Annotated in this window: 18 protein-coding genes; 6 read left to right on the top strand and 12 right to left on the bottom strand. The window is 71.4% G+C overall.

The annotated features are described in order from the left end of the window. Nucleotides 1–29 precede the first annotated feature (29 nt). A complete protein-coding gene (locus ACGFZW_RS20415; protein WP_393894561.1) occupies nucleotides 30–845 on the bottom strand; it encodes an alpha/beta hydrolase in 816 nt (271 codons plus the stop codon). A 103-nt stretch (nucleotides 846–948) separates the two neighbouring features. Here ACGFZW_RS20415 and ACGFZW_RS20410 point away from each other — a divergent pair, with 103 nt between their 5' ends. Further along, on the top strand, nucleotides 949–2109 hold the full coding sequence (locus ACGFZW_RS20410; RefSeq protein WP_393894560.1) for an adenosine deaminase: 1161 nt from the start codon (nucleotides 949–951) through the stop codon (nucleotides 2107–2109). Nucleotides 2110–2249: 140 nt separating this feature from the next. Then, on the top strand, nucleotides 2250–2549 hold the full coding sequence (locus ACGFZW_RS20405) for a hypothetical protein (protein ID WP_393894559.1): 300 nt from the start codon (nucleotides 2250–2252) through the stop codon (nucleotides 2547–2549). Nucleotides 2550–2670: 121 nt separating this feature from the next. Here the strand turns inward: ACGFZW_RS20405 and ACGFZW_RS20400 are convergent, their stop codons facing one another. From ACGFZW_RS20400 to afsQ1, 5 genes are all read right to left on the bottom strand, one after another. Beyond that, on the bottom strand, nucleotides 2671–2874 hold the full coding sequence (locus ACGFZW_RS20400; protein ID WP_393894558.1) for a PspC domain-containing protein: 204 nt from the start codon (nucleotides 2872–2874) through the stop codon (nucleotides 2671–2673). A 45-nt stretch (nucleotides 2875–2919) separates the two neighbouring features. After that, complete coding sequence (locus ACGFZW_RS20395; RefSeq protein WP_393894557.1) at nucleotides 2920–3471, bottom strand: VanZ family protein; 552 nt, start codon at nucleotides 3469–3471, stop codon at nucleotides 2920–2922. A 147-nt stretch (nucleotides 3472–3618) separates the two neighbouring features. After that, complete coding sequence (locus ACGFZW_RS20390; RefSeq protein ID WP_393894556.1) at nucleotides 3619–4068, bottom strand: hypothetical protein; 450 nt, start codon at nucleotides 4066–4068, stop codon at nucleotides 3619–3621. A 209-nt stretch (nucleotides 4069–4277) separates the two neighbouring features. Beyond that, nucleotides 4278–6134: an ATP-binding protein gene (locus tag ACGFZW_RS20385; protein ID WP_393894555.1), complete on the bottom strand. Its 1857-nt coding sequence runs from the start codon at nucleotides 6132–6134 to the stop codon at nucleotides 4278–4280. Continuing rightward, on the bottom strand, nucleotides 6131–6808 hold the full coding sequence (gene afsQ1 / locus ACGFZW_RS20380; RefSeq protein ID WP_181924064.1) for a two-component system response regulator AfsQ1: 678 nt from the start codon (nucleotides 6806–6808) through the stop codon (nucleotides 6131–6133). The genes ACGFZW_RS20385 and afsQ1 overlap by 4 nt, the downstream gene beginning before the upstream one ends. A 227-nt stretch (nucleotides 6809–7035) precedes the next feature. Between afsQ1 and ACGFZW_RS20375 the strand changes: the two genes are divergently transcribed. Then, nucleotides 7036–7842 carry a SigE family RNA polymerase sigma factor gene (locus tag ACGFZW_RS20375; protein WP_393894554.1) on the top strand — a complete coding sequence of 269 codons (807 nt, stop codon included), beginning with the start codon at nucleotides 7036–7038 and terminating at the stop codon, nucleotides 7840–7842. A 177-nt stretch (nucleotides 7843–8019) separates the two neighbouring features. Here ACGFZW_RS20375 and ACGFZW_RS20370 read toward each other — a convergent pair whose 3' ends face one another. Next, the gene (locus ACGFZW_RS20370) at nucleotides 8020–8664 is read right to left on the bottom strand and encodes a uridine kinase (RefSeq protein WP_393894553.1); all 645 of its coding nucleotides are present in this window, start codon (nucleotides 8662–8664) and stop codon (nucleotides 8020–8022) included. Between the two features lie 175 nt (nucleotides 8665–8839). On the opposite strand from ACGFZW_RS20370, the gene ACGFZW_RS20365 reads away from it, so the two are divergent. Further along, nucleotides 8840–9235 (top strand): hypothetical protein, encoded by a 396-nt coding sequence (locus ACGFZW_RS20365; protein ID WP_393894552.1) that lies wholly within the window; start codon nucleotides 8840–8842, stop codon nucleotides 9233–9235. Nucleotides 9236–9295: 60 nt separating this feature from the next. Here ACGFZW_RS20365 and ACGFZW_RS20360 read toward each other — a convergent pair whose 3' ends face one another. The 4 genes from ACGFZW_RS20360 to deoC all read right to left on the bottom strand — a co-directional run bounded on the left by ACGFZW_RS20360 (nucleotide 9296) and on the right by deoC (nucleotide 13495). After that, entirely contained in the window at nucleotides 9296–9808 is a 513-nt protein-coding gene (locus ACGFZW_RS20360) for a hypothetical protein (RefSeq protein ID WP_393894551.1), read from the bottom strand. A 339-nt stretch (nucleotides 9809–10147) separates the two neighbouring features. Next, nucleotides 10148–11014 carry an aldehyde dehydrogenase family protein gene (locus tag ACGFZW_RS20355; protein ID WP_393894550.1) on the bottom strand — a complete coding sequence of 289 codons (867 nt, stop codon included), beginning with the start codon at nucleotides 11012–11014 and terminating at the stop codon, nucleotides 10148–10150. Then, on the bottom strand, nucleotides 11011–12483 hold the full coding sequence (locus ACGFZW_RS20350) for an aldehyde dehydrogenase family protein (protein ID WP_393894549.1): 1473 nt from the start codon (nucleotides 12481–12483) through the stop codon (nucleotides 11011–11013). The genes ACGFZW_RS20355 and ACGFZW_RS20350 overlap by 4 nt, the downstream gene beginning before the upstream one ends. A 7-nt stretch (nucleotides 12484–12490) precedes the next feature. Next, entirely contained in the window at nucleotides 12491–13495 is a 1005-nt protein-coding gene (gene deoC, locus ACGFZW_RS20345) for a deoxyribose-phosphate aldolase (RefSeq protein ID WP_393894897.1), read from the bottom strand. A 253-nt stretch (nucleotides 13496–13748) separates the two neighbouring features. Here deoC and ACGFZW_RS20340 point away from each other — a divergent pair, with 253 nt between their 5' ends. Together ACGFZW_RS20340 and ACGFZW_RS20335 are read left to right on the top strand one after the other, a co-directional pair. Then, nucleotides 13749–14378, top strand: a complete 630-nt coding sequence (locus ACGFZW_RS20340) for a PH domain-containing protein (protein ID WP_393894548.1) — start codon at nucleotides 13749–13751, stop codon at nucleotides 14376–14378. Nucleotides 14379–14484: 106 nt separating this feature from the next. Beyond that, the gene (locus ACGFZW_RS20335) at nucleotides 14485–15099 is read left to right on the top strand and encodes a GNAT family N-acetyltransferase (RefSeq protein ID WP_393894547.1); all 615 of its coding nucleotides are present in this window, start codon (nucleotides 14485–14487) and stop codon (nucleotides 15097–15099) included. Nucleotide 15100: 1 nt separating this feature from the next. Here the strand turns inward: ACGFZW_RS20335 and ACGFZW_RS20330 are convergent, their stop codons facing one another. Continuing rightward, nucleotides 15101–16666: an FAD-dependent oxidoreductase gene (locus tag ACGFZW_RS20330; RefSeq protein ID WP_393894546.1), complete on the bottom strand. Its 1566-nt coding sequence runs from the start codon at nucleotides 16664–16666 to the stop codon at nucleotides 15101–15103. Nucleotides 16667–16690: the final 24 nt, after the last annotated feature.

The raw sequence follows: 16690 nt of genomic DNA, 5'->3' as shown, positions 1-16690 counted from the left end.
CCGCGGACCCCGAGCGCCCGCGGTGACGTTCAGTGCCGCAGCGACGCTCCGAATCCGGCGGCCAGCGGCATCCGCAGGCCGAGCGGCGGTGGCGCCGCCAGGGCGTCGCGCACCGGCCGGGCGTAGTCCCGGGCGAAGAGCGAACCGAGCATGAAGTCGGCGGCCAGAGCGAGGACTTCGGGGCGGTGCTGACTCAGCGAATGGCCGTCGGAGTGCACCTCGAAGCGGCAGGTGTCGCGATTGATCTTCTTGGCGCGCTCGGCGTAGCGGTAGGACAGTTCGGGGTCGGTGCGCTCGTCGTTCGTGCCGTGGACAAGCAACACCTGCCGCCCCACGAGCTGTTTGACGGGGTCCGGCTTCGCCGCGTCCGGGCCCGGCTCGGGAAACCAAGGGGCGACCGCCAGGACGGAATGCACTGCCGGGTGACCCGCGGCATGCAGCGCGGCACGGGCGCCCATGCCGGTCCCGACGAGGCACACCGGCACATCGCCGTAGCGGCGGACCACCTCCTCAAGCGCCCACGTCGCATCCCGCGCGGGATGGGCGGCCGCGCCGTTCCATCCGCGGCAGCGGTAGCGCACCACATGGGCGGTCAGCCCCTCCGGGCGCCCCGCCTTCGCCAGCCGGACGGCGAAGGGGCGCACCGCGAGTGCCGAGATGGGGGACGGGCGCCGCACCCCGGTGGGCTCACCCGCCGGCAGTAAAAGCGCGACACCGTTCACCGCGCCCGCCGACCGTCCCTCCGTACGCCGCCATCGCAGTGCCGCGCGGGTCATGTCCTCGCCGGCCGATCCCAGCGGTTTTCCCAGCCGGGCCTCGCGCACCGGCAGCGCTTGCTGAGCCATGACGAGAACGATGGCAGAAGGAGGCGTACGGGCCACCCCGCCGACGGGTCACTGTTACGTATCGTTCGATGAGATCTACGCGCGTAGGGGCTAGAGTGCCGAAATGACGAGCGAGACCACCAACCTCCCGACCAGTGAACAGATTCGCCGCGCCCCCAAGGTGCTGCTCCACGACCATCTCGACGGCGGCCTGCGCCCCGGTACGGTCGTCGACCTGGCCCGCGAGACCGGCTACGCCGGGCTCCCCGAAACCGACCCGGAAAAGCTCGGGATCTGGTTCCGTGAGGCCGCCGACTCCGGCTCGCTGGAGCGCTATCTGGAGACGTTCGCGCACACCTGTGCCGTCATGCAGACCCGCCAGGCGCTGACCCGGGTGGCCGCCGAGTGCGCCGAGGACCTCGCTGCCGACGGCGTCGTCTACGCCGAGGTCAGGTACGCGCCTGAGCAGCACCTCGAAGCGGGGCTGACCCTTGAAGAGGTCGTCGAGGCCGTCAACGACGGCTTCCGCGAGGGTGAGCGGCGTGCGAAGGCCAACGGTCACCGCATCCGCGTCGGCGCACTGCTGACCGCCATGCGGCACGCGGCCCGCGCCCTCGAGATCGCCGAACTCGCCAACCGCTACCGCGACTTCGGCGTCGTCGGCTTCGACATCGCGGGCGCCGAGGCCGGCTACCCGCCCACCCGCCACCTCGACGCCTTCGAGTACCTCAAGCGGGAGAACAACCACTTCACCATTCACGCCGGTGAGGCCTTCGGACTGCCGTCCATCTGGCAGGCGTTGCAGTGGTGCGGCGCCGACCGCCTCGGCCACGGCGTGCGGATCATCGACGACATCGAGGTCGCCGAGGACGGCTCGGTCAAGCTCGGCCGGCTCGCGTCGTACGTGCGGGACAAGCGCATCCCGCTGGAGATGTGCCCGACCTCCAACCTCCAGACCGGCGCCGCGGACTCCTACGCGCAGCACCCCATCGGCTTGCTGCGCAGGCTGCAGTTCCGCCTGACCGTCAACACCGACAACCGGTTGATGAGCGGTACGAACATGTCTCGGGAATTCGAGCACCTGGTCAAGACATTCCGGTACACGCTCGATGACATGCAGTGGTTTACAGTCAATGCGATGAAATCAGCGTTCATTCCTTTCGATGAACGTCTAGCGATGATCAACGACGTGATCAAGCCCGAATATGCGGCGCTGAGGGCTGAATGGCTCTTCCGTCACGCGGGCACCACACCCATTGTGAACAGCGGGTCTGACGCTGTGTAACGGTGGTTGAAGGCGTTATTCGAACGGCCGGTGGATTGTCCACCGGCCGTTTTTTCTTCGCTTCTCGCTGTTTGCGGCGCCGGTGGCCCCGTCAGTAGGTTCCTAGCCGGTCAAGCCCCCATCACGAGGACGTAAAAGCGATGAAGCAGGGAACCATCAAGACTCTCGGTGTCGCCGCGCTCGGTGCCGCCTTCGCCGCCACCGCCGCGGGCACCGCCGCCGCTGCCCCGGCGGCCGACGCGATCGACACCGCGGGTGTGCTGCGCGGTCTCCCGGTCGAGCAGGCCGCCAAGACGGTCTCCAAGTCCGCCGACGCCAAGCCGGTCGGCGGCGTCGTCAAGACCAAGAGCAACTCGAAGGGCAACCTGCTGGGTGGCCTGCCGGTCGGCAAGAACCTGCCCGCGGGCGCCGTCACCAAGGGCCTCCCCCTGGGTGGCTGAACACACCGCACCGTCCCGTAGGGGACGTGCGCCTGGCCGTGCCCCGGCCGTACGCCGTTTCGGCGTGCGTGCCGGGGCACGGCCTTCGGCGTGCCGGGCGGGGCAGGAGTGCCCGCGCGGGCTACCAGGCGGTGGCGGTGGTCTTCTCGGAGGGCATGAATATCCACAGCGCCAGGTAGACCAGGAACTGCGGGCCGGGGAGCAGGCACGAGACCACGAAGATCGTGCGCATGGTGGTCGGGGTCGTACCGAAGCGACGGGCCAGGCCCGCGCACACTCCGGCGATCATTCGGTTGTCGCGGGGACGGACCAGTTCGGCGGCCATGATGACGGCTCCTTTGCTACATGCTGAGGCGTTTGCCCCGATGCCTCAAAGGTAAGACCGCGAGCCGGAGAGAACATCCGCCTTCGGGGCCAGTCCAACCCTGGGGATCGTCGGGGTCGCACCCCTGAGATGCTCGTTCCGGCGGCGGAGCCGGGACCGGTACCCGGGGACGACGGCCAGATGCGCCAGCGCCACCCCGGCCGCGTTCAGCAACACCGTGTCGATGTCGGGGACCTGCCCGGGGACCCCGGTCTGCAGCAACTCGATGGCCAGCGCGATCATGGCGCCGGCGAAGACCGTGCGGGTCAGCGACACCAGCGGCGACACGTTCAGTCGGCCGGCCGACATCGGAAGCAGCACGCCGAGAGGAGCGAGCAGCAGCGCAGATCCGCCCAGATGCTGCACCGCCTCCCACGGCCCGCGCGCCAGCTCGGCGCTGATCGACGCCAGCGGTTCGAGATTCGGGGCGGGCACCCAGGGCACCGTCCGCGGACGCAGCATCAGCCAGCCGACGAGCACAAGATGCGCCACAAGGAGAAGAAGTCCGGTGGCGCGCAAACGGAGGGCGGCGGTGTCGCCGGGGCCATGACGCTGCACAAAGCCCAGGACGCCGGTAGCGGGGGCTGCGGTTCCGCACTGTCGCGCCTGTCTTGATGACGCCCTCGCGGCGGACCTCGGGGCGCGCCCGGACGCGGTCCCACGGCCGGGCTTCGCAGCCGGTGGCCCGGCCCCGCTACGGCCGCCTCAGCCCTTGCGGGACAGCGGACCGCCCCAGCTCGTGTTCTGGGCGATGTCCGGGTGGGTCAGCACCTCGTCGGAGCACTCGTAGCGGTGCGACACGTCGCCACCCGGCCCGCCCAGGAGCACCGCGTGCGTCCGGCCGAGCGCCGCGCTCATGCCGTAGCTGCACACCAGCTGGGCCAGCGCGAAGGACGGCAGGTCGTCGGGACGCACGCTCAGCCGCAGCGCGTCAGCGGCGTCGCCCGCCCGGGGCCCGGTGACCTCGACGTCCTCGGGTACCGCACTGCTGAACCCGGCCTCCTCCTCTGCCGAGACGGGCTGCTTCTGCAGCTCACTCAGCAGGGCGCGGGCGGCCTGCAGGCGCGCGCCGTCCGTAGGCGCCTTGGGCCGGGACACGGTCCGCTCCACCGGAGTCAGCGTCGAGCTGCACACCAGATATACGGTTACCTGCACATCACCAGGGGCAGCCGGCGCATCGCCCTCGGGAACCTTGCAGCTCACCCGCGAAGGGGCGCCCCCGGCATCGACCGGTACGGACGTGCCGCGGACACCGCAACCTGCGGCAGTCAGCGCCAGGGCGGCCACCGCGGCCGTACGCCGCCACCTCCGGGCCCCGCCGGACCGCGGCGCACGCCGTTGCGGTCGCGCGGGAATGGGCTGTCTCATCGGTCGCCCTCCGTGCCGTCGTCGGCCGCGCCCGACGCGCCACCGGTCGCCCGGCCGTCGCCCGACGCGCCACCGCGCCCCTGCGTGACGCCCCCGCCGTCCCGCCCGCCGCCGTCCGCCAGCCGGGAGGCGTCCATGGGCAGCCGCAGGGTGAAGACGGCGCCGCCCTCGGGCAGATTGGCGGCCGTGATCTCACCGCCGTGGATGTGCGCGTTCTCCATCGCGATCGACAGGCCGAGACCACTGCCCTCCGACCGTGGCCGCGAGGCGCTCGCCTTGTAGAAGCGGTCGAAGACGTGCGGCAGGACCTCTTCCGGGATGCCGGGGCCGTGGTCCCGTACCCGGATCACCAGATCCCCCGCGCCGCCCCGGTGCGCGTCCGCCGCCGGCGTCTCCGGCTGCTCAGGACCGCCGTCGTCGGGGGGCGCCGGCCGGCCGCCCTGTGCCCCGCGGTCGGCGGTCGTGCCGTGCCCGCCCGGTGCTTCCTCGGCGTCCGGCCCGCCCGGTCCGGCCGCAGCGCCGTCCTCGCCGGCTGCCGGCTCGGTGTGCACCGACACCCGCACCGGGGAGCCGCCGTGCTTGAGGGCGTTGCCGATCAGGTTCGCGAGGATGACGTCGAGCCGCCGCGGATCCAGGCGGGCGACGATGCCGCGGTCGGCGTCCAGATCGACCGCGTCCAGCCAGGCCCGCGCGTCGATACAGGCGGTCACCTGGTCCGCGACCTCGACGTCGTCCAGCACCAGCCGGGCCGTCCCCGCGTCGAAGCGGGTGACCTCCATGAGGTTCTCCACGAGGTCGTTGAGCCGCCGCGTCTCGCTGACGACCAGCTGCACGGCGGGCGCGATCATCGGGTCGAGGGAGTCGGCCTCCTCCTCGAGCACCTCCGAGACCGCGGTGATCGCCGTCAGCGGCGTCCGCAGTTCGTGCGACATGTCGGCGACGAAGCGGCGCGAGGACGCCTCCCGCGCGCTCAGCTCCTCGACCCGCTGTTCGAGTCGCTCCGCGGTGCGGTTGAACGTCCGTGACAGATCGGCGAGTTCGTCCGTGCCGGTCACCCGCAGCCGGGTGTCCAGCCGACCCTCGCCCAGTTGCCGGGCCGCGTGCCCGAGCCGCTGCACCGGCCGCAGCACGGTCGTCGCGGCGGCCTGCGCCAGCAGCGCGGAGCCGACCAGCGCGAGCGCGGTGGCGATCCCCAGCGACCAGGCGAGCGAGTTGAGGTCCTGCCGCTCCGCGGCCAGCGACTTCATCATGTAACCGGTCGGGCCACCGCCGATGACCTTCGCGCCGGCGACGAGATAGGGGACGTCGCCGACCTCCCTGCGCTGCCAGTACAGGTGATGCGCGTAGCGGTTGGACTCGTCGACCTTCCGCACGTCGTTGACGGCGGTCCGTAGCGACGCGGGGACGTTCTTGAGCGTCAGGAGGTTCTTGTTCGTGGTGGCCGCGCAGTCCTTGCCCGCGCTGTCCACCCCGATCAGCAGCACCGCGTAGTTCTGCGGCCCGCCCGCCATCCGTCGCGCGGCGTCCTGGAGTTCGGCGCACCGGGGGCGCGGCGGCAGCGACCGGGTGCTGTCCTCCAGCGCCTTGCGGAAGTCGTTCAGCACGGAGTTCTGGGTGCGGTCCAGGACGGTGTTGCGGTTGAGCCAGTAGGCGATACCGGACGCGGAGACCGCGGCGGTCAGCGCGACCAGCGCGAAGACGACGACCAGCCGCAGCCGCAGACTCGTCCAGCGCAGCAGCCCGGACGCGCGCCGCATCCACCGCGGCAGCCGCAGCGGACGCCTGCCGGGCGCGGGCGCAGCGGAGCCCTCGGTGCCGTCGTGCGAGCCGCCGTCATCGGGGCGAGCGGTCACTGCGGGGAGTCCAGCCGGTACCCGACGCCGCGGACCGTACGGATCAGGGTCGGCGAGGACGGTACGTCCTCCACCTTCGCGCGCAGCCGCTGCACACAGGCGTCCACAAGACGCGAGTCCCCGAGGTAGTCGTGCTCCCACACCAGCCGCAGCAACTGCTGACGGGACAGCGCCTGCCCGGGCCGGCGGCTCAGCTCCAGCAGCAGGCGCAGTTCGGTGGGCGTCAGTTGGAGATCCTCGCCGTTCTTGGTGACCGTCATCGCCGAGCGGTCGATCACCAGCGAGCCGAAGGTCGCCGAGTCGTTGGACTCGCGCTCCCCACGGCGCAGCACGGCCCTGATCCGGGCGTCCAACACCCGCCCCTGGACCGGTTTGACGACATAGTCGTCGGCACCGGACTCCAGGCCCACCACGACGTCGATGTCGTCGTTGCGCGCGGTGAGCAGGATGATGGGCAATTGGTCCGTACGCCTGATCCGCCGGCACACCTCGAAGCCGTCGATGCCCGGCAGCATCACATCCAGCACGATCAGGTCCGGGCGCTGCTCGCGCAGCAGCTTCAGGCCGTCCTCGCCCGTCGCCGCGGTCACCACACGGTGACCTTGGCGCGACAGCGAGAGTTCGAGGGCCGTGCGGATGGCGTCGTCGTCCTCGATCAGCAACAGGAAAGGCACGTTGGCCATTCTGGCCCATGGGACGCCACGAGATCGACCAGTGGCGCCCTCCCACACAAGGCCCGCACCCGTGGCGGCCCCGCGCCGGACCCCCCTCACCCCTGTGACAGGGCTGTGACAGTCGACGGACAACGCGATGAAACTGGGTTGGCAATGTTTGGGGCACCGGGAGAGATCACCACCCGGAGAGACACCGAACGACCGGCTCAACCGACGGGGGGCGCGACATGAACACACTGCACGGCACCACCACCAGCGCAGTTATCACGCGCCTCCACGACGTCGGGCGGGCCGGCACGGCCCAGTCCGGTGCGGGAGGGCGGGGGTGCGCCCGCGGCGTGGGGCGTCAGCGACCGCCGTACATGGTGGCCGTCGACGCGACCGTGGGGGGACGTAACGGGGGCAACGCGGGCCAGGGAGCCAACGGGGGAGACGGCTCCGGGGGGAGCAACGCGGCAGCGGCGTACGGGGAGAAGACGGGGGAACGGCGTTCCGCGTCGGAGACGGCGGAGGCCGAAGCGGCCTTCACCGCCTACGTCCAGGAGCGCCGCGCCTCCCTGTACGCCACTGCCTACCACCTGACCGGTGACCGCTTCGAGGCCGAGGACCTGCTGCAGAGCGCACTGTTCTCGACCTACCGGGCCTGGGACCGGATCAGCGACAAGGCGGCGCTCGGCGGCTACCTGCGGCGCACGATGACCAATCTGCACATCAGCGCCTGGCGCCGGCGCAAGCTCAACGAGTACCCGACCGAGGAACTGCCCGAGACCGCCGGTGACGTGGACGCGATGCGCGGCACCGAACTGCGCGCCGTCCTGTGGCAGGCGCTGGCCCGGCTGCCCGAGACGCAGCGCACCATGCTGGTGCTGCGCTACTACGAGGGCCGCACGGACCCGGAGATCGCGGAGATCCTCGACATCAGTGTCGGCACGGTGAAGTCGAGCATCTGGCGCTCCCTGCGCCGGCTGCGCGAGGACGAGGTCCTCAGCTTCGGCCGTGACGAGGAGGAGTCCTTCGGCGAGCTGGTGGCCTGAGGACGGGGGAACGCCCGAGGGGACGGGGATACGGGGGAACGGCCGAACCGGAGCGCTCCGGGGAGGCCGGCGTATCGGGGGATACGGGGGAAAGTAGGGGGGCACGGGGGAAACGAAGCGGGTTCGGACGGCCGGGGGGGCCGGTCCGAACCCGCTTCTTCGTGTACGCCGACGCGGTCAGGAACGCACCGTCTCACCAACCGCGTCCGCCGACCGCACCGCCGATATCCGGGCCAGCGCCTCCGGTTTGGCGCACGGGTGCGCGCCCAGGGCGCTGTGCCGGGCGACGATGGTGCGTTCGTTGCGCAGCAGTCGCAGCCCGCGCCGCACCAGATACGGCGCCGACTTACGGCCCTCGCGCAGATCCCGGGCGAGCCGTCGCCGGAAGGTCGTGGTGGGGCGCCCGCGCAGACACAGCGCGTCGGCGAGCAGTCCCGCCGAACGGCAGCCCGCTATGACGTCGGCCGCGAAGATGCCCTCCGCGATGAACAGCGCCGCCCCGGCGAGGTCAAGACTCGTCTCACCGACGCGGGCGCTGACGGAGATGTCGTACACCGGCACGGTGGTACGTCCCGTACGGCACAGCGCCTCGACGGCCGCGACCGCGGCTGCGGCGTCCCACGAGAGCGGCGAGTCCCAGTCGGCGCCGCCCCCTTCCGGCAGCTGCGGCAGCGTCGGGTCCGTGCACTCCTTGTAGAAGTCGTCGAGGTTCAGGACGGGGAGGCCGGTCAGGGCGGCCAGGGACGTCTTGCCGGAACCGGACGGGCCGGTCAGCAGGACGACGCGGGCGGCGGGCGGCCGGGCGGAGGAGTGGGAGCTCACGGACAGCCATTGTCGTGCATTGGGCCGAGAGAGGTACCCCCTGGCGCCCCAGGTGGATCGACTCACGCCCCTCAACTACGCTACGCAACCGGACGATTACGCAATCGTTTCCTCCGCTCTCGCAGAAGGTCTCCTTCCGGTGGATGCCTTCCGACCCACAGGCAGGTGGCAGCACATGGCCTCACACGTACGTTCCAAGTCCAGCCGCTTCCCGCGCGTCCTCCTGCGGGCAGGTCTGGTCGTCTCGGCGGCCGGCGCCGCGCTCGCGGCCGGCGGCGCGGCCGGCGCGCACGCCGCGCCCACGCCGACCGCCAACGACAGCGGTGGCAGGGCCGCGGCCCTGGCCGACGCCGTGCTGGACACCGCGGGCGGCAGCATCGCCACCGCCAAGAACCTCCAGTTGAACCCGCTGGCGAACACCCCCGTCGACCCGCTGAACAACACCGTCGGCACCCAGATCGCCGACTTCAAGCCCGTGAGCACCGCCGCGGCGACGGGCCCCCTCTCGGAGGGCGCAGCCCTGAAGGACCTGCCGGTGGTGGGGGAGGCGACGTCGGTACTGCCCGGCTGAGCTGTTTCGACAGGTACGACCCCGGCCGGGTACGTCCCGGCCGGGTCGGCGCCGGTGTCGTCAAACCCCTTGGTTGAAGGCGGCGACGAGCCCCTCCATGTTCTTGCGCAGCACACTGCCCAGGGCGATCCATGAACCGTCGACGAAGGTGACGTCGAACCGTCCCTTGCTGATGGCTTTCGGATGCGCACTGACCCGGGCGATGTCCGCACGGGGCACCGCCACGCCGAAATCGCACTTCGGGGTGGCGTCCAGCCAGCTCGTGTTGTGGTCCACGAGCACGATCAGCCGGCGGTCGGTCAGCGCCTGACGCCGGGGCTCACCGCCCGCGTTGGTCAGATCGACCAGGAACCGCCCGGCCATGCTGTGCCAGCCGCCGTCCATGACCGTGCCCCAGATCGCCCTTTCGGTCGCCCGGTCGGCGACGTGCTCCAGGTCGATCGCCGCGCTCTCGACCCGGTCACTGACGCGGTCGGCGGCCCGGGTGAACGAGTTGTTGACCAGTCGGCTGTTGCCCATCGCCTCCAGCGGACGGCCCACCTTGTGGGAAGGAGTCGCGTAATCCGGCCTCATCCGGCGCCGCTCCTTTCGTCTTGGTGGTCAGTCGAACGGGTTGCCGGGGTCGCGGGGTGGTCACGCCGCGATCCTGCTCGACGGCCGGTTCGCGGTACCGGCCCGCCCGATCCCCGCGTGTGACGGCCTTGAGCGCGTTCCTGACGGCGGGCGTCTACGCGATCTTTCTTTTCTCGCCCGGCCCTTGATGTGCTTTCAGGTCCGGAACTCCCCCGAAGTTGTCGTGGTGCGGTCAAGATCAATTGTAAGGAGGGGGCGGGCAGCAGCGTGGGGCCCCGCCCAAGGAAGGCGGGGCCCCACGTAGTTGGCCGGTCGGCACCCGGGGGTGCCGGTCCGGTGCTAGACGCCCATCGGATGCCAGACCGTCTTGGTCTCCAGGAAGGCCAGCAGGCGGCCGGTGCCCGGGTCGGACGTCCAGTCCGACGGTGCCGGGCGCAGGACGCGCTTGAGATTGTCGGCCGCGGCCGTTTCCAGGTCCTTCGCCAACGCGGCGTCGGCGCCGGTGAGATCGATGGCGTTGACGTCCTGGTGGGCGGCGAGCGGGGCCGCGATCTCCGCGGTACGACCCGAGAGGATGTTGACGACGCCGCCCGGGAGGTCGGAGGTGGCGAGGACCTCGGCGAGGGAGAGGGCGGGCAGCGGGGCATCCTGCGCGGTCACCACGACCACCGTGTTGCCGGTGACGACGGCGGGCGCGATGACCGAGATCAGACCGAGGAAGGAGGAGTCCTGGGGGGCCAGGACCGCCACGACGCCGGTCGGTTCGGGGGAGGAGAGGTTGAAGTACGGGCCCGCGACCGGGTTGGCGGAGCCGGCGATCTGGGCGACCTTGTCGGACCAGCCCGCGTACCAGACCCAGCGGTCGATGGCCGCGTCCACCTGCGCCGCGGCCTTGGCCTTGGACAGCCCCTCGGCGTCGGCGACCTCCGCGGCGAACTGCTCGCGACGGCCCTCCAGCATCTCCGCGACGCGGTAGAGGATCTGGCCGCGGTTGTAGGCGGTGGCGCCCGACCAGCCGCCGAACGCCTTGCGGGCCGCGACGACCGCGTCCCGGGCGTCCTTGCGGGAGGACAGCGGCGCGTTCGCCAGCCACTTGCCCTTGGAGTCGGTCACCTCGTACACCCGCCCGCTCTCGGACCGGGGGAACTTGCCCCCGACGTACAGCTTGTAGGTCTTGAGCACGCTCAAACGATCGGACTGCTTCATCGGTCGGACTCGCCTTCTCGCTCGCTCGTCGGTCCGGTCGCTCCGGCGAGGTACGCCTCCAGACCGTGCCGGCCGCCCTCGCGGCCGTAGCCCGACTCCTTGTAGCCGCCGAAGGGCGAGGCCGGGTCGAACTTGTTGAACGTGTTGGACCAGACGATCCCGGCGCGGAGCTTGTTCGCCGTCCACAGCATCCGCGAGCCCTTCTCCGTCCAGATGCCCGCCGAGAGGCCGTACGGGGTGTTGTTGGCCTTCTCCACCGCCTCCTCGGGGGTGCGGAAGGTGAGGACGGAGAGGACCGGGCCGAAGATCTCCTCGCGCGCGATGCGGTGCGCCTGGGTGACGCCGGTGAAGATCGTCGGGGCGAACCAGTAGCCGGCGGACGGCAGATCGCAGGCCGGGGCCCAGCGTTCGGCGCCCTCGGCCTCACCCGCGTCGACCAGCGAGGTGATGCGGGCCAGCTGCTCGGCGGAGTTGATGGCGCCGATGTCGGTGTTCTTGTCGAGCGGGTCACCGACCCGGAGGGTCTGCATCCGGCGCTTGAGGGAGTCCAGCACCTCCTCGGCGACGGACTCCTGGACCAGCAGTCGCGAGCCGGCGCAGCAGACGTGGCCCTGGTTGAAGAAGATGCCGTTGACGATGCCCTCGACGGCCTGGTCGACGGGGGCGTCGTCGAAGACGATGTTCGCGGCCTTGCCGCCCAGTTCGAGCGTCACCTTCTTGTCGGTACCGGCGACCGTACGGGCGATGGCCTTGCCGACCTCGGTGGAGCCGGTGAAGGCGACCTTGTTGATGTCCGGGTGCGCGACCAGGGCGGCGCCCGTGGAGCCGTCACCGGTCAGGATGTTGACGACGCCCTTGGGCAGGCCCGCCTGGCGGCAGATGTCCGCGAAGAAGAGGGCGGACAGCGGGGTCGTCTCGGCCGGCTTGAGGACGACGGTATTGCCCGTCGCAAGGGCCGGGGCGATCTTCCACGCCAGCATCAGGAGCGGGAAGTTCCAGGGGATGACCTGGCCCGCGACGCCCAGGGGGCGGGGGTTGGCGCCGTAGCCCGCGTGGTCGAGCTTGTCGGCCCAGCCGGCGTAGTAGAAGAAGTGCGCGGCGACCAGCGGCAGGTCGGCGTCGCGTGACTCACGGATCGGCTTGCCGTTGTCCAGCGACTCCAGCACGGCCAGCTCGCGCGAGCGCTCCTGGATGATCCGGGCGATCCGGAAGAGGTACTTGGCGCGCTCGGAGCCCGGCAGTGCGGACCACTTCTCGAAGGCCCTGCGGGCGGCCTTCACGGCGCGGTCGACGTCCTCCGCGCTCGCCTGGGCGACCTCGGAGAGGACCTCCTCGGACGAGGGGGAGACGGTCTTGAAGACCTTGCCGTCGGAGCCCGGCGCGAACTCGCCGTCGATGAACAGGCCGTAGGACGGCGCGATGTCGACGACCGAGCGGGACTCGGGGGCGGGTGCGTAGTCGAAGGTCATGGGTGCCTCAGTCCACCGTGACGTAGTCGGGGCCGGAGTAGCGGCCGGTGCTGAGCTTCTGGCGCTGCATCAGCAGATCGTTCAGGAGGCTGGAGGCGCCGAAGCGGAACCAGTCGCCGGTCAGCCAGCTCTCGCCGAGCGTCTCCTTGACCATGACCAGGTACTTGATCGCGTCCTTGGTCGTCCGGATGCCGCCGGCCGGCTTCACGCCGACCTGCACGCCCGTCGCGGCGTGGAAGTCGCGTACCGCCTCCAGCATCAGGAGCGTGACGGGCGGGGTGGCGTTCACCGACACCTTGCCCGTCGACGTCTTGATGAAGTCGGCGCCCGCGAGCATCGCGAGCCAGGAGACCCGGCGGACGTTGTCGTACGTCTGGAGCTCGCCGGTCTCGAAGATGACCTTGAGGTGCGCGACCGAGCCGTCCGGCCGGGCGCACGCCTCCTTGACGGCCTTGATCTCTTCGAAGACCGCGCGGTAGCGCCCGGAGAGGAAGGCGCCCCGGTCGATCACCATGTCGATCTCGTCGGCGCCGGCCGCGACGGCGTCACGGGTGTCGGCGAGCTTGACCGGCAGGGCGGCCCGGCCGGCCGGGAAGGCGGTGGCGACGGACGCGACGTGGATGTCCGGGGCACCGCCGTTGAGCAGCGCCTCCTTGGCCGTCGCGACCATGTCGGGGTAGACGCAGATCGCCGCGACCCGGGGAGCGGTGCGGTCGGTGGGGTCCGGGGTGATGCCCTTGGCGCACAGCGCCCGGACCTTGCCCGGGGTGTCCGCGCCTTCGAGGGTCGTCAGGTCGATCATCGAGATGGCGAGGTCGATGGCGTACGCCTTCGCCGTCGTCTTGATCGAGCGGGTGCCGAGTGTGGCGGCGCGGGCCTGCAGGCCGACCGCGTCGACGCCTGGGAGGCCGTGCAGGAAGCGGCGCAGCGCACCGTCGTCGGCGGTCACGTCCGCCATCGACGCCAGACGTTCCGCGGCTTCCTTGCCGTATGCGGGAACAGTGATGGGCATGGTCACGAGAGGAGCATATCTACGCGCGTAGCGGCATGCCACCCCCCTGCGCTGCGAATTCGCCGACACCGGTCCGGCGTAGGTGTCCCGGGCGGAAGGGGAGCCCGGTGATCGCCCGGTCGACCGCGCGCGGGGGGCCGGGCGCGCGCAGGTGCTGGACAGCGGCGGCTCGCGGAGTTCGACCGGCCATGGGGCGCGAGCCGTTGTCGTACCGCAATGTCCGCATGCTGGGACGTCAGGCAGAATCGGCACCATGACGAGCCCGGAACGGTCCTCCCCGCCGCAACAGCAGTTCGCCGAGCGCAGTTACCGCTCGCCCGCGGCCCTCGTCGGCGGTGTGCTGCTCTTGCTGCTCGGGCTCTGGCTCGGCGGTGACGCACTGCTGCGGGGCGACGCGCGGACCAAGCTGACGGCGATGTTCACCCTGCTCCTCGGTGTGCCGCTGGTGACGGCCTTCACCCTCCGGCCGCAGGTCAGGGCGAATGAGGACCGGCTGGTGGTGCGCAATCCGTTCCGTACGATCACGCTGCCCTGGAGCGCGGTGGAGTACCTGCGAGCGATGTTCTCCGCCGAGGTGTTCACCAGCGAGGGCAAGTACCAGCTCTGGGCCGTGCCGGTTTCCCTCCGGCAGCGCAAGAAGGTCAGCAAGCAGGCGGCGCGTGGCGCGAACGCGCCCCGGAGCCGCTTCGGTCTGGGCGCCGACGACGGCCCGGTGCCGCGCGCCATGGCGGACCAGACCCTCGACGAGCTGCGCGAGATCAAGGAGCGCGCCGCACATCGCGAGAGCGCCACGGGTGAGCCGGTGGTGCGCTGGGCCTACGAGATCATCGCGCCGTGCGTGGCGGGTGCGGTCGGACTGGCCGTGATGATCGGACTCCAGTAGGCGGGCTCCAGCAGGCGGACCGCCCCCGGGGCGGCGGGTGGCCCCGGTGGCTGATGGCGCCACCGGGGCCGCTCTTTTCCCGCCCGGGCGCGGCTACGGTGGGCCGATGGCTTCCGTACCCCGGCCGGTATCCGCGCGAATCGCCGGCCCCGCCGACGTCGACGCGGTCGTCGAGACGTTGACGACAGCGTTCTTCGACGACCCGCTGTGGGGTCCCGCCTTCCCCGACCCCGGTCGCCGTGCCCGGCAGGCGGCGGTGATGTGGCGCCTCTTCGTGTCCTCGGCCCTGCGTTATCCGTGGACGCTGGTGACGCGGAACGCGGAGTCCGCTGCCGTGTGGATCCCGCCGGGCGGTTCCGAGCTGACTTCGGAGGAGGAGGAGGACGGCATGAAGGGCCTCCTGACCGGCAGCGCGAGCCCGGAGGTGGCCGAGGGTGTCCTGCGCATCTGTGATCAGTTCGCGGCGGCCCGGCCCAGCGAGCCGCATTTCTGTCTGACCCTTCTGGGCACCCATGACGCGCACCGCGGCAAGGGGCTGGGCATGGGCCTGCTGGCCGAGTCGCTCGCGCGCATCGACGCCTTGGGCGCGCCCGCCTACCTGGAGTCGTCCAACCCGGCGAACCTCGCACGGTACGAGCGGGCCGGCTTCGCCGCCCATGGCCGGATCACCGTCGCCACCGGCCATGTCGTGACCACCATGTGGCGTCCGGCGGTGTCCTGAACTACCCCGCCGCCGCGGCCTCTGCCAGGTACGGGGCCAGGGCTGCGGTCACGTGGGCGGTGGCCCCTTCGGCCGGCGCGGCGGCGGCGACGTAGCCGTCGGGCCGGATGAGGAAGACGCCGGGGCCGTCCCCGTAGGCGTCCCGGATGTGGCCGTCCTTGTCGGTCAGGTCAGGGTCGGGGCCGTCGACGCGGACGGTGCGCAGCCGGTCCTGGCCTACCGGCAGGGCGGCCTCGTCGAGGTCGGTGTCGCCCAGGGCGAGCAGGGTGAAATGCGGGCCCCGGTAGGCGTCGAAGAGGCGGGTGGGCCGGCCGTCGGCGGTGTGGCACGGGGCGTCGGGGGCCCGGTCGCCCGCGGTGCGCGCACCATCGGCGACGGCCGTGCGCAGTTCCGTGCTCAGCGGGCTGTCGGGGTAGCCGATGCCGAGTTGGTGGAGGTCGCGGCCGCGGACAAGTGAGCCGGAGCGGTGCAGGCGGGTGCTGGTCTGCAGGATGCCGGCGGCGATCGGGCGGCGCTCGCTCTCGTAGGTGTCCAGGAGTGCGTCGGGTGCGCCGTGGCGCAGCACCTGGCCGAGCTTCCAGCCGAGGTTGTAGGCGTCCTGGACGCTGGTGTTCAGGCCCTGGCCGCCGGCCGGCGAGTGGATATGGGCCGCGTCGCCAGCGAGGAGGATCCGGCCGCGGCGGTAGCGGTCGGCCAGGCCCGCCCGGGGCCGGTAGACGGAGGCCCACAGCACCTCGCCGAGTTGCTCGGGGGCGAGGTGCGTCCACCTGGCGATCAGGGCGCGGACCCCGTCGGGCGAGGTGTCCGGCTCGTCGGTGGTGGCCACGGCGAACCCCTGGAAGTGATCGGTGCCGGCCAGGGGGAGCAGCATGACGAAGCGGCCGTTCGGCAGCATCCAGCGGTGCCAGTGGTCCCGGTCGAGGCCGTCGACCCGCAGATCTGCCAGGACGCCCGCCCCCGGCGCCAGTTGCGGCCCGCTCATGCCGATGCCGAGGCCCTTGCGGACGGTGCTGCGCCCGCCGTCGGCGGCGACCAGATAGCGGGCCCGCACGGTGTGCGAGCCTCCGTCGGCGAGGCCGAGCCGGGCCGTGACGCCGTCCGCGTCCTGCTCGAAGCGCGTCAGCTCGGTGCCGAAGCGCACGCCGCCGCCCAGCTCCGACAACCGCGCGTGCAGCAGCTGGAGATTGCGCCACTGCGGAATCATCAGGGCGTTGGAGTACGGGCTGCCGGGTGTCGGTTCGACGCTCTCGACCATCTCCTGGGTGCGGACGATCCGGCCGTCCTCCCACAGCGCCAGCCGCGGGTAGCGGCCCCCGGCTGCCTGGACTGCGGGCAGTACACCGAGGTCGTCGTAGACCTCCTGGGTGCGTGGCTGGAGGCCGGTGCCGCGGGCTCCGGGCGACAGGGTGGACTGCCGCTCGACGATCAGTGCGCGGACGCCGCGCCGCGCGAGGTCGATGCCGAGGGCGAGGCCGGTGGGGCCGGCTCCGGCGATCAGGACGTCGACGGTCGTGACGGGTTCGGCGTGGCCTGACTCACAAGCTGGCTTAACGTTGTTAAGTTCCATGCTTCCGAGGATGTGCTTAACGGT

Source organism: Streptomyces sp. NPDC048248, assembly GCF_043201875.1.
Taxonomy (GTDB): domain Bacteria; phylum Actinomycetota; class Actinomycetes; order Streptomycetales; family Streptomycetaceae; genus Streptomyces.
Note: the sequence above shows the minus strand (reverse complement) of the source record. Positions and strands in the feature narration are given on the sequence as shown.